General features: G+C 67.3%; 14 protein-coding genes and 1 pseudogene. 9 read left to right on the top strand and 6 right to left on the bottom strand.

The features are described from left to right. Positions 1 to 18: 18 nt before the first annotated feature. Positions 19 to 576 carry a glutathione peroxidase gene (locus Q0672_RS02165; protein WP_298619242.1) on the bottom strand — a complete coding sequence of 186 codons (558 nt, stop codon included), beginning with the start codon at positions 574 to 576 and terminating at the stop codon, positions 19 to 21. A 108-nt stretch (positions 577 to 684) separates the two neighbouring features. On the opposite strand from Q0672_RS02165, the gene Q0672_RS02170 reads away from it, so the two are divergent. Together Q0672_RS02170 and Q0672_RS02175 are read left to right on the top strand one after the other, a co-directional pair. Beyond that, on the top strand, positions 685 to 1599 hold the full coding sequence (locus Q0672_RS02170) for a MerR family transcriptional regulator (protein ID WP_153163102.1): 915 nt from the start codon (positions 685 to 687) through the stop codon (positions 1597 to 1599). After that, positions 1596 to 2150, top strand: coding sequence for a lipocalin family protein (locus tag Q0672_RS02175; RefSeq protein ID WP_298619244.1), 555 nt, complete (start codon positions 1596 to 1598; stop codon positions 2148 to 2150). The genes Q0672_RS02170 and Q0672_RS02175 overlap by 4 nt, the downstream gene beginning before the upstream one ends. 15 nt (positions 2151 to 2165) lie before the next feature. Here Q0672_RS02175 and Q0672_RS02180 read toward each other — a convergent pair whose 3' ends face one another. Further along, a complete protein-coding gene (locus Q0672_RS02180; protein ID WP_298619246.1) occupies positions 2166 to 2480 on the bottom strand; it encodes a hypothetical protein in 315 nt (104 codons plus the stop codon). A gap of 315 nt (positions 2481 to 2795) precedes the next feature. Here Q0672_RS02180 and Q0672_RS02185 point away from each other — a divergent pair, with 315 nt between their 5' ends. From Q0672_RS02185 to Q0672_RS02195, 3 genes are read left to right on the top strand one after another with little or no spacing between them, the layout of a single operon-like run. After that, positions 2796 to 3098 carry a hypothetical protein gene (locus Q0672_RS02185; protein WP_298619248.1) on the top strand — a complete coding sequence of 101 codons (303 nt, stop codon included), beginning with the start codon at positions 2796 to 2798 and terminating at the stop codon, positions 3096 to 3098. 13 nt (positions 3099 to 3111) lie between these two features. After that, positions 3112 to 4362, top strand: coding sequence for a ferredoxin reductase family protein (locus Q0672_RS02190; RefSeq protein WP_298619250.1), 1251 nt, complete (start codon positions 3112 to 3114; stop codon positions 4360 to 4362). Continuing rightward, the gene (locus Q0672_RS02195; RefSeq protein ID WP_298619252.1) at positions 4359 to 4736 is read left to right on the top strand and encodes a cytochrome b5-like heme/steroid binding domain-containing protein; all 378 of its coding nucleotides are present in this window, start codon (positions 4359 to 4361) and stop codon (positions 4734 to 4736) included. Before Q0672_RS02190 ends, Q0672_RS02195 begins: the two co-directional genes overlap by 4 nt. Before the next feature lie 13 nt (positions 4737 to 4749). Here the strand turns inward: Q0672_RS02195 and Q0672_RS02200 are convergent, their stop codons facing one another. From Q0672_RS02200 to Q0672_RS02210, 3 genes are all read right to left on the bottom strand, one after another. After that, on the bottom strand, positions 4750 to 6828 hold the full coding sequence (locus tag Q0672_RS02200; RefSeq protein WP_298619254.1) for an ATP-dependent helicase: 2079 nt from the start codon (positions 6826 to 6828) through the stop codon (positions 4750 to 4752). Continuing rightward, the gene (locus tag Q0672_RS02205; RefSeq protein ID WP_153163095.1) at positions 6825 to 7022 is read right to left on the bottom strand and encodes a hypothetical protein; all 198 of its coding nucleotides are present in this window, start codon (positions 7020 to 7022) and stop codon (positions 6825 to 6827) included. Before Q0672_RS02205 ends, Q0672_RS02200 begins: the two co-directional genes overlap by 4 nt. A 91-nt stretch (positions 7023 to 7113) precedes the next feature. Next, positions 7114 to 7641, bottom strand: coding sequence for a YkgJ family cysteine cluster protein (locus Q0672_RS02210; RefSeq protein ID WP_298619257.1), 528 nt, complete (start codon positions 7639 to 7641; stop codon positions 7114 to 7116). 242 nt (positions 7642 to 7883) lie between these two features. Between Q0672_RS02210 and rpoH the strand changes: the two genes are divergently transcribed. Then, entirely contained in the window at positions 7884 to 8738 is an 855-nt protein-coding gene (gene rpoH, locus Q0672_RS02215; RefSeq protein ID WP_284189182.1) for an RNA polymerase sigma factor RpoH, read from the top strand. Between the two features lie 131 nt (positions 8739 to 8869). On the opposite strand, the gene Q0672_RS02220 is transcribed toward rpoH, so the two are convergent. Next, positions 8870 to 9469 (bottom strand): SCO family protein, encoded by a 600-nt coding sequence (locus Q0672_RS02220; protein ID WP_298619267.1) that lies wholly within the window; start codon positions 9467 to 9469, stop codon positions 8870 to 8872. A gap of 139 nt (positions 9470 to 9608) precedes the next feature. On the opposite strand from Q0672_RS02220, the gene Q0672_RS02225 reads away from it, so the two are divergent. From Q0672_RS02225 to Q0672_RS02235, 3 genes and pseudogenes are all read left to right on the top strand, one after another. Continuing rightward, positions 9609 to 10076 carry a DUF2244 domain-containing protein gene (locus Q0672_RS02225; protein ID WP_298619263.1) on the top strand — a complete coding sequence of 156 codons (468 nt, stop codon included), beginning with the start codon at positions 9609 to 9611 and terminating at the stop codon, positions 10074 to 10076. A gap of 30 nt (positions 10077 to 10106) precedes the next feature. Beyond that, complete coding sequence (gene coxB / locus Q0672_RS02230; protein WP_298619265.1) at positions 10107 to 11306, top strand: cytochrome c oxidase subunit II; 1200 nt, start codon at positions 10107 to 10109, stop codon at positions 11304 to 11306. Positions 11307 to 11318: 12 nt separating this feature from the next. Then, positions 11319 to 11523 (top strand): annotated as a pseudogene (locus tag Q0672_RS02235) (cytochrome c oxidase subunit I); the annotation flags it as partial.

Raw genomic sequence — 11523 nt, forward strand, 5'->3', positions numbered from 1 at the left:
AGGCTCCTGACGTTGGGGTTATTTGAGGAATTGGTCAATCTTGTTGACCAATTCCTTGTCGTCCGGCTTGGTGAAACTGGTGTACGCGACCACCTGGGTCGCATCCCGGTTGATGAGGTATTTGTGGAAGTTCCACTTGGGGCGGCTGCCGGTGATCTCGGCGAGCTTCAGATAGAAGGGGTTGGCGCCCTTGCCGCTGACCACCGTCTTGCTGGCCATCGGAAACTTCACCCCGTAGGTGAGCCGGCAGAAATCGGCGATTTCCTTGTCGTTGCCGGGCTCCTGCTCGCCAAAGTCGTTGGACGGAAACCCGACCACCACCAGCCCCTTGTCCTTCAGGCGGGCGTAGAGCTTTTCGAGCCCGTCGTACTGGCTGGTGAAGCCACAGTAGCTGGCGGTGTTCACCACCAGGATCACCTTGCCGGCGTACTGGCACAGGGGCATCGGCTTGCCGTCCTGGAGCGTGGTGAAGCTGTGCTCCAGCAGCGGCGGGCAGGCTGCGGATGCCACGCCGGGCGCAGCACCGGCCAGCACCACCGCCGCAAGCCAGGCAAAACCGCCAGATTGGATACGCATGTTCAGCCTCACTTTTTGTTTGTCCTAGACAAAATAGCTCTTTGTTCGTAAGATAGGGATCAGATTCCCATTTGTCAACGGTTTGTCTAACATTTGTTCAGGACAAATATGAACACCCTCAGCTTCAACATCGCCGCCGTGGAGCGCGACACCGGGCTATCCAAGGACGTCCTGCGCATGTGGGAGCGGCGCTACGGCTTTCCGACGCCACAACGAGACTGCAACGGCGAGCGGGTCTATCCGGCCGATCAGGTGGAGCGCCTGCGCCTCATCAAACGCCTGATGGATCAAGGGCATCGGCCCGGCAAGCTGATCGGCGCACCGGCCGACGAGCTCGCCAGCCTGGCCCCGCGCCGCCCGCGGCCGGTCGAATCCACCCCGCCGGCCGAGGCCGTCGAGCTGGACGAGCTGCTTGCCCTCATCAAGCAGCACAATTCCGCCGGCTATCAGCAGGCCATGCAGCAACGCCTCGCTCGCCAGGGATTGCAGCACTTTGTCCAGGACACCATCGCCCCGCTGACCGAAAAGGTGGGCGAAGCCTGGGAGAACGGCAGCTTCGAAGTCTTCGAGGAACACCTGTACACCGAGCTCACCAAGCGCCTGCTGCGCCAGGTGATCGCCACCCTGCCCACGGCCGGTCGCGGCCCGCGGGTGCTGCTGACCAGCGTGCCCGACGAGCCCCACGTGTTGGGTCTGCTGATGGCCGAATCGATGCTGGCCCTGGAGGGTGCCGACTGTGTGCCGCTGGGCACCCAGATGCCGCTGCTGGAGATCAGCCGCGCCGCCGAGGCCCACCGGGCCGACATCGTCGCACTGTCGTTCTCGGTGGCGTTTCCCCAGCGCCAGATCCCCGGCCTGCTCCAGCAGCTGCGCCAGATGCTGCCGGCGAACATCGACCTGTGGGCCGGCGGCCGTGGCGTGGCCCGGGTGGCCCGTCAGGAAGGCGTGCAGCTCTTCGCCACCCTCGACGACGCCCTCGCCGCCCTTGCCGCCTGGCGCGCCGCCCGGGCCACTGCGTCATGAAGCGCCTGCTGATCGCCGCTGCGCTGGCCGTCGCGGCGCCGCTGGCGGCCGTGGCCGACGATGCCGCCGCCCCGCTCACCACCATCGAATCCCTCGACGTGCCCCGCTACATGGGGCGCTGGCACGAGATCGCCCGTTACCCCAACCGCTTCCAGAAGCAATGCGTCGGCGAATCCTCGGCCGATTACCAGCTGCAAGCCGACAACACCGTGCGGGTGACCAACCGCTGCCGGCTGGCCGACGGCCGCATGAACGAAGCGATCGGCCAGGCCCGGCAGCTCGGCGGGCCTACGTCACCCAAGCTGGAGGTGCGCTTTGCGCCGGCGTGGCTGTCCTTCCTGCCGCTGGTGTGGGGTGACTACTGGGTGGTGGAGCTCGACGACAACTACCAGTGGGTGGTGGTCAGCGAGCCATCGCGGCGCTTCCTGTGGGTGCTCGCGCGCAAGCCGGCGCTCGATGCGCGCATTGAGGCAAGCATCCGCGCCCGGCTGGTTGCCAAGGGTTTTGATCCGGACAGGCTGGTGAGTGGTCGGCAGGATGACGGCGGCTGACGGCGCCGGCGGCCCTCAGCCGGGCCGCTCGGCGTCGGAGAGCGGATAGGCGTCGGCCACGTAGGCCGGGCCTTTCATCACCATCACGATGAAGGCCCCGATCCCCACGGTAAAGACCACCGTCCAATGCAGGACGATCAGGCTCACGCAGTAGATATCCACCATCGCCAGGCCCGGCGCCATGTCGGTGAGCAGACGGACAACCAACGGCGGCAGGGCCAGCAGCAGGGTGCCGATCAACAGGATGCGGGGAAGGCGACGCAGCACCACGCGTTCGGCGCCGGCGGGGGTTGGCACTTGGCCGGGAAGCCGCTTGAACAGTCTGGACATGCTCGACCCCTTCAAAAGGCCACCCGGCCACGCCACTCAGGAGGAGAAAACCGTTTTGTCTTTGACACAAAACAGGCACAAACCTTAGCGAGGCTGAACCTGACTCAATTTTAGGCAATCCAGAACCATTTGTCCATGACAAAATAGGCACCCGATTGCACATCACCCCGCCGTCCCACGCCTCGCCAGCCCGATCCGCGGCGCCGCGGCTGGCTCCAAAGGCCTTCAAGGCAGAAAATGTGTTTCACGGAAGGCACAAGGCGACCGGAGAGGCGGAGTAAACTGACGCCCGTGAGCCTTGGGTAGGGAGATGTCATGATCAAGCGGGGGTACCGGACGATGTTCGTCCTGGCGCTCGGCTGCGCAGCCGGCGGCGCGTTTGCCCGCGGCCCGTGGCGGGCGAACGAGGGCAACACCCCCGGCTGGCCGCTGATGAGCCCGGCGGAACGCATCGAACATCAGGCCCGCGTGCGCGGCTTTCGCACCCACGACGACTGCCTGCGCCACCGGGAAGACCACCTGCGCCTGATCGCCCTGCGCGCCAGGGCCGCGGGGCGCGAGGTGGCTGGCGGGCCAGATTTCTGCGCCCACCTGCAAGCCCGAACCGACCAGCCGTAAGCCGCCCAGCAACATGAACGTACTGAACCGGCTCTCCCTGCCGCTGATCTCCGGGCTGCTGATCGCCCTTCCGGTCTACTGGGCCTACCCCGAAAACCTCACACCCGGGCGCAATGTCGCGATCGTTGCGGGCTGGGTTGGCGTTGGCCTGATCCTCGCCGGCCTGCTGACAATGCTCCGCCCCCCACGGGTGACCGAATGGCTGGGCGGGCTGGAGCGGCTGTACCGCTGGCACAACGTGCTGGGCATCCTGGCCTATCTGGCGCTGCTGCTCCACCCCCTGGCCCTGGCCGCCGACAGCTGGGAAGAATCGCCGCAACAGGCCTGGTCGGCGCTGGACCCGCTCCAGCAGGGCTGGCCCGGCTGGCTGGGCTGGGCGGCCCTGCTGGGGCTGATGGTGGGCGTCGGCGTGTCGCTGGCCCGGCGGCTGCCCTACGACATCTGGCGGGCGTCCCACTGGCTGCTCGGGCTGGCGGTGATGCTGGCGGTCGCCCACCTGGCGGCGCTGGGCCACACCCATCCCCTGCTGGGCCTGCCGATCCTGGCCCTCGCCTTCATGCTGTGGCAGGCCTTGCGCGGCGGCGGCCTGAACGCCCGCCCCTTCATCGTGGACCACGTCGCCCACCCGGCCGCCGACAGCGTGGACGTGCGCATCAAACCCCTCACCCTGCCGATCGAGGCCGACACCGGGCAGTTCGTGCTGGCCGCCTTTGGCGCCGGGCCAGACTTCAAGGGCTGCGGCGAATTCCACCCCTACCCCCTGACGGGCGTGCGCCTGGACGGGCAGATCTCGCTGGGCATCAAGGCGCTGGGCAGCTGCACCCGCCAGTTGCAGGCCCTCAACACCGGCGTGGCCGTGCGCATCCAGGGGCCTTTCGGCGATTTCGTCTCCCAGGACAACGTGCCGCCGGCCATCTGGCTGGCGGGCGGCGCCGGCATCGCGCCCTTCATCGCAAAGCTGCGCAAGGGCCGGCTGCCGTCCCCCACACGCCTGATCTACCTGTACCCCGACGACGCCGGCGCGGCCTGCCTTGACGAACTCGAAGAACTGGCCAGCCACGACGCCGGCCTGCACCTCGAGACCCGGGAAACCGGCCCGAGGGCGCCGAACCTGAAAGCCATCCTGCCCCAGGCGTCCGATCTGACCGGCTGGCACTGCCACCTGTGCGCGCCTCCCGCCATGCTGCAGGCCGCCGTGGCGCTGCTGCGCGCCCGCGGAGTGCCCGACAGGCACATCCATTTCGAACCCTTCGATTTCAAATGATGCACAAGCTGTTCTATCTGGGCACGGTTGGCTTCTGGCTGGCGGTCGCGGCGATCTGGCAGGGCAGCGGAATGACACCGCCGCCGGCACCGGCGCCCGCCCCGGTGGCCGCCGCGCCGGTGGAAAAGCGCATCAGCCGTGCCGAAGTCGCCCGCCACAACAAGCCCGGCGACTGCTGGACGGTGATCAACGGCCAGGTGTACGACCTGAGCGGCTATGGCCAGAAGCATCCGTCGCGGCCCGTGGTGGCCATGCCGTCCTGCGGGCGCGATGCATCGCGGGACAACCGGACGAAGAGCAAGGGCCGCCCCCTCACGCCCGACGCCGACACCCTGCTGGCGGATTTCCGCATCGGCCCCCAGGGCGAGCCCTGACCCGCCCTCCCCTTCAGCGCCACATCGCCCGCATCCGCGCCGCCAGATCCACCGCCTTCTCGCGGGCCTCGGGATCGACGTCTGCTGCCGGCGCAACCTGTGGCCAGCTGGTGCTCTCGAAGCGATCCAGCAGCCGGTTGGGGATGAAGCGGGTGCGGCTGGCATACACATGGCGATCGCCCGTGGCGGCCTGCCCGCTCACGTAAAAACGCTGGGGCACGATGAGGTCCAGGTGATCCTTGGCGCGGGTCATCGCCACGTAGAGCAGACGCATCTCCTCCTCGATCTCCCGCTCGCTGCCGGTGGCGAGATCAGACGGGATGCAGCCATCCACCGTGTTGAGCACCGACACCGCCGGCCACTCGCGCCCCTTGGCGGAGTGGATGGTGGAGAGGATGAGGTAATCCTCGTCGCGCAGCGGGGCGCCGGATTCGTCGCTGGTGGCGTCGGGCGGATCGAGGGTGAGCTCGGTGAGGAAGCGCTCGCGGCTCGGGTAGGTGGCGGCGATGCGCACGAGCTGCTGGATGTCGGCCTGACGCACGGCGGCGTCTTCGTACAGGCGGTCGAGCCCGGCTTCGTACCACTGGGCAAGGCGCTCCAGCGGCGCCGGCCAGGCGCCTGGGGTATCGAGGGCTTCGACCATCCGGGCAAAGACTTCCCATTCGGCGCGGGCGGCCTCGGGCACCGGCTGCTCGGGCAGCAGCTGGCAGCCTGACGGGGCGGCCTGGATGTTGTCGAGGATTCGCCCGGCCGTCTTCGGCCCTATGCCCGGAAGGAGCTGCACCGCCCGGAAACCCGACACGCGATCCCGCGGGTTCTGCGCCCAGCGCAGGATGGCGAGCACGTCCTTGACGTGGGCGGCCTCGAGAAACTTCAGGCCGCCGAACTTCACGAAGAGGATGTTGCGCCGGGTGAGCTCGATCTCGAGCCGCACGCTGTGGTGGGCGGCGCGGAACAGCACCGCCTGAGCCTTGAGCTTGAGCCCCGCCTCGCGCCGGGCCAGCACCTGCTCGACCACGTAGGCGGCCTGGTCGGCCTCGTCGCGCACCGACACCAGCCGTGGCTTTTCGCCCGACGTGCGATCGCTCCACAGATCCTTGCTGAAACGCTCCTTGGCCTGGGCGATCACGTCGTTGGCGGCGGCCAGGATGGACTGGGTGGAGCGGTAGTTGCGATCCAGCGTGACGCGCCGGGCGGGCGGATCGAACTGATCGGGAAACTCGAGGATGTTGCGCACCGTGGCGCCGCGGAAGCTGTAGATCGACTGGGCGTCGTCGCCCACCACGGTAAGGCCGCGGCCGTCGGGCTTCATGGCCTGGAGCAGCCCGGCCTGCAGGCGGTTGGTGTCCTGGAACTCATCCACCAGGATGTGGCTGAAGCGCCCGCCCACCTCATCGGCCAGCTCGGGCACCGCCACCATCTGCGCCCAATAGAGCAGCAGGTCGTCGTAGTCGAGCACCTGCTGGGCCTGCTTGGCCTCGACGTAGGCGAGGAACAGGGGCTTGAGCTCAGTCTCCCATTCGGCACACCACGGAAAGCTCGACTGCAGCACCTCGGCCAGGGGCGCCTGGGTGTTGACCGCCGCCGAATAGATGGCAAGGCAGGTGCCCTTGAGGGGAAAGCGCTTGTGCTTGGCCGAGCAGCCCAGCTCGTGGCGGACGAGGTTCATCAGGTCGCCGGAATCTTCCCGATCGTGGATGGTGAAGCCGGGGTCAAGCCCGATGCGCCCGGCGAACTCCCGCAGCAGGCGCGCGCCCACGCTGTGGAAGGTGCCGGCCCACGGAAAGCCGCCCTGGGCCAGCCGGGCATGGCGCGGTGAGACCTGGGCGGCGATGCGCTGGACACGGCGGATCATCTCGTCGGCCGCCCGGCGCGAGAAGGTGAGCAGCAGAATCTGCGCCGGGTCGGCGCCCTGGGCGAGCAGATGGGCGACCCGGTGGGCCAGGGTGTTGGTCTTGCCCGAGCCCGCCCCGGCGATGATGAGCAGCGGCCCCGGCGCGGCCTCACCGGCGCCGTGGAGGGCCGCTGCGCGCTGGGCATCGTTGAGGCTGGCGAGGTAGGCGGGCAGCTCGGCCGTGGCGGCGTCGCTCATCGGGCGAGCTCCGGCTCGGGCGCACTGTTGGCGGCAGGCTCGGGCTCGGCGGCGTGGAGGCCGGCAGCGAGGGACACCAGCACGGCTTCGTCGCACACCGGGCAGACGCGGTAATAGGCGCCGGGGCCGGTGGCGAAATCCATCGATGCGGGATCGACCGGGCTATGGCAATGGGGGCAGATGAAGCGCGGCATGGTGAAACCTTTGAAACCCTCTTTAAGCTGTAATAATATACAGTCAATGCCGGATTTCAAGTTCTGCGTGCAGCCACCCGCGCAAATCCCGTCAGGGCGCGCCGCGAGCAGGTGGATCGTCGGTCCAGCCGGCAAACCAGTCGGTCAGCGGGCGGGTTTCGCCCAGGGCGGCGAGCCGGCGGTCCACGGCCTCGTGGTTGCCCCACACCACTCCGGCCAGTTCGCCAGCGGCTTCCTGCGCCTCGATGTCGCGGCAGTACAGGCCCTTGTCGCGCTCGATGTAGAAGCCGTAGGTGCGGCAGGCCACCGGGCGGCTGAGATACACCGGGCAGGCGCCGCTGGCCTCATCCAGCATCGGGCAGACCACCGGACGCACCGCGGCATCGGCCAGCGCGGCCACGCGGCGGCGGATCTCATCCAGCTGGGCGGGCGGCAGCGCGGCCAGCCCGTCCCGCAGCAGCGTCCATTCGGCGGCGGTGAGGGTGGGCACGCTGGCGAGGCGCCGGCAGCAGGTGTCGCAGCCCTTGGCGCACAGCCAGTCGGGTTGCCCGGCGCGGATCATTCCGACCCGCTGGTCGATGTCGTCGTGAAGCTGGATGAGTGCGGCGGTGGGGTGCACGGTTCGTCCTCGGGGCTGGCGCGGGCGGCGCCTTCGGTAGCGACGGGAAGATAACAGCGCGGGCCGCGGCGGGCCAGCGGGCGAAGCACCACCGCGGCATGCAGTCCGCCCCGCAGCGGCCGTAAACAACGGGCGCGGGCGTCGCCCGTGCGGTATGGAAAATCCCCTGCCGCGGAACCAATCGCCCCCTTAGCACTCACAGGCAGGGAGTGCTAACATCTGGGTGAAGGAGGTTGTTACTGATGTCCCATACCTTGTCGTTTCCCGTCCCGTCCGCGGTTGGCAGCCTGGATCAATACATCCAGAGCGTGAATCGCATCCCGCTGCTGACCGAGAAGGAAGAATCCGACCTCGCCCACAGCTTCCGGGAGAACGAGGATCTGGATGCGGCGCGCAAGCTGGTCATGTCCCACTTGCGGCTGGTGGTTGCCATTGCCCGGGGTTACCTCGGCTACGGCCTGCCCCACGCCGATCTCATCCAGGAAGGCAACGTCGGCCTGATGAAGGCCGTGAAGCGCTTCGACCCGGACCGCGGCGTGCGGCTGGTTTCGTTCGCGATCCACTGGATCAAGGCCGAGATCCACGAATACATCGTCAAGAACTGGCGGCTGGTCAAGATCGCCACCACCAAGGCCCAGCGCAAGCTGTTCTTCAACCTGCGCGGCCTGAAGGCGAGCAGCAGCACCCTGCAGGGCGAGGAAGTCCGCACCATCGCCGAGCAGCTCGGGGTCAAGCCCGAAGAAGTGCGCGAGATGGAAACCCGCCTGTCCGGTGGCGACGTGGCGCTCGAATCCGGCCCCGAAGACGAAGAGGAGCGCTTCGCGCCCATCGCCTACCTGGCCGACCCCCACGCCGAACCGTCCGAGGTGATCGCCCAGCGCGAATACGCCCGACTGCAGGATAGCGGGCTACACGAGGCCTTGGCCGCGCTGGATGACCGCAGCCGCACCATCGTCCAGCGCCGCTGGCTGGCCGAAGGCGACGCCGCCACCCTGCACGAACTGGCCGCCGAGTACGGCGTTTCCGCCGAGCGCATCCGCCAGATCGAAGCCAAGGCGATGCAGAAGATGCGCACCCAACTGGTGGCGCTGGCCTGATCCAGACGCAGGCAACAGCAAAAAGGGCGACTTCCGGGTCGCCCTTTTGTTTTGTGCCGCGCCCAGCAAGAGCCGGTATAGGCACAGATCGATCAGATTGAAAATCCGATAGGCACAGATTTCGGGTCGGGCTACTTGCCCGCCAGCAGCTTGCGGATGTCGCCAGCGACCACCTCGGGCTTTTCGCCGTGCTTCACGTAGAGCCGCAGCCGGCCCTGGGGGTCGAACACGTAGGTGCCGGTGGAGTGATCGACGGTGTAGGCCTTGCCGCTCGTGTCGCCCTGCTTCTGATAGAACACCTTGAAATCCTTGGCCACCGCGGCGGTGGTCGCTGCGTCGCCGAACAGGCCGACGAAACGCGCATCGAAGGCCGGCACGTACTGGGCCAGCAGTTCCTGCGTGTCGCGCTCCGGGTCGACGGTGACGAACAGCACCTGCACCTTGTCGGAATCCGGCCCGAGCTGGCGCATCACCTCGGCCATGTTCACCAGATTGGTGGGGCACACGTCGGGACATTGGGTGTAGCCGAAGAAGATCGTCACCACCTTGCCCTTGTAGTCGGCCAGGGTGCGGACGGTGCCGGTGTGGTCGGTGAGCTTGAGGCTCTGGCCATACTGGGCGCCGGTGATGTCGGTGCTTGCAAAGCCCGCGCCGGGCCCGCCATCCCCCTTCGGCGAGCAGGCCGCCAGCAGGCCAAGCGCCAGGCCCGTCACGATGGTGCGGCGCAACATCGAAATCATTTAAAACCCCTTTAAGTTTCAACTGCTTGCGCGTTTTTCAAGTGCACTGCAAAAACGATGCACGATGCTACACTGGCTCCAGAATTTGATCTGCGTCAAAAAGTCGCAGACAGGGCCTGGAGGAGACGCCATGGCTATAACAACAAGAGAGACGGCGGGCGCGCGTGAATGGATCGCGCGCCCGAACCGCTCACTCACCCCAGCAGTCCGCCGCGGCCTCATCGGCCTCATCCTGGCGGCGAGCATCCTCATCAGCCTCGGTTTCTGGCTGGCCGGCGCGTGGCTGGTGCTGCCCTTTGCCGGTCTTGAACTCCTTCTTCTCTTCGTCGCCCTGCGTGCCCTTGCGCGCCGCGATGCCTCGTTCGAATCGATCCGCCTCGAAGGCGACCGCCTGACCGTCACCCGCCATCTGCCGGGCTGCGAATCGCACCACAGCTTTCATGCCGGCTGGGCCCGGGTCAGCCTCGAAGGCGAGCGCCCTGACGATCCGCTGGTGTGCATCCGTTCCCACGGCAAGACCGCGCGGGTCGGCGCACTGATGACACCCGACCAGCGCCAGATGCTGGCGATGGATCTCCGGCAGCGGCTGCAGCCCTGACATCATCCCACGACGAGAAGAGGTAGAGCCTTGACGACACTCAACCCCCGCATCCGCCTCACTCAGTCAGCCCCACGCATCTCCGGCCTTCTCGCCGGACTGGGCGCCCTCCTCGCCACCGGCCCTGCCCGCGCCGACTTCAGCTGGAACTTCCCCACCCCGGTCACCCCCATCGCCCGGGACACCCTGAACATCCACAACGAGTTCATGGTGATCATCACGGTGCTCTTCGTGGTGGTGTTTGCGATCATGGTCTATTCGATGGTCAGGCACCGCAAGAGCGTCGGCGCCGAGCCCGCCCGCTTCACCGGCCCCACCGGCGCGCTGCAGTGGTTCTGGGTGCTGGTGCCCTTCGGCATCCTGCTGTTCATCGACTTCGTGCTGATGGGCATCCCGGCCTTCCACGCGGTGATCGAGATGGAAGACACCCGCACCAAGGCCGACATGGTGGTGAAGGTAACCGGGATGCAGTGGAAATGGCAGTACGAATACCCGGATTCGGGCATCCGCTTCATAAGCACCATGTCCACCCCGCGGGAGCAGATCGAGGGCAAGGAAGCCAAGGGCGAGCACTACCTGCTCGAAGTGGATAACCCGATGGTGCTGCCGGTGGGCAAGAAGGTACGCATCCTGCTCACCTCCACCGACGTGATCCACACCTGGTGGGTGCCGCAGTTCGGCGTCAAGCGCGACGCCATCCCCGGCTTCCTGCGCGAGACCTGGGTGCGCATCGAGGAGCCCGGCATCTACCGCGGCCAGTGCGCCGAGCTGTGCGGCAAGGACCACGGCTTCATGCCGGTGGTGGTGCACGCCGTGCCCGAAGCCGAATACGCCGCGTGGGTCGACAAGAAGAAAGGCGAGCTCGCCGCCGCAGCCGCCGGCAGCGACAAGACCTGGACCAAGGACGAGCTCATCGCCCACGGCAAGGACGCCTACGAGAAGCAATGCGCCGCCTGCCACCAGCCCGACGGCAAGGGCGTGCCGCCGGCCTTCCCGGCGCTGGCCGGCAGCAAGATCGTCAATGGCCCGCTGCTCTCGCCGGAGGGCAAGCTGATCCCCGACAGCCACGTGGACCGGGTGATGAACGGCAAGGCCGGCACCGCGATGCAGGCGTTCAAGACGACCCTGTCGGACACCGACATCGCCGCCATCGTCACCTATGAGCGCAACGCCTTCGGCAACGCCAGGGGCGACATGATCCAGCCCGCCCAGATCAAGGCCCTTCGGTAAGGAGTCCGCACGATGAACACCGCCACCCACGCCCTCGATCACCACGACGGCCACGGTCATCAGCCCACCGGGCTCATGCGCTGGCTCACCACCACCAACCACAAGGACATCGGCACGATGTACCTGACCTTCTCGCTGCTGATGTTCTTCGTCGGCGGCGCGATGATCCTGGCGGTGCGGGCCGAACTCTTCCAGCCCGGCCTGCAGCTGATGAAGC

Source organism: uncultured Zoogloea sp. (genome assembly GCF_937894855.1).
Taxonomy (GTDB): Bacteria; Pseudomonadota; Gammaproteobacteria; order Burkholderiales; family Rhodocyclaceae; genus Zoogloea; species Zoogloea oryzae.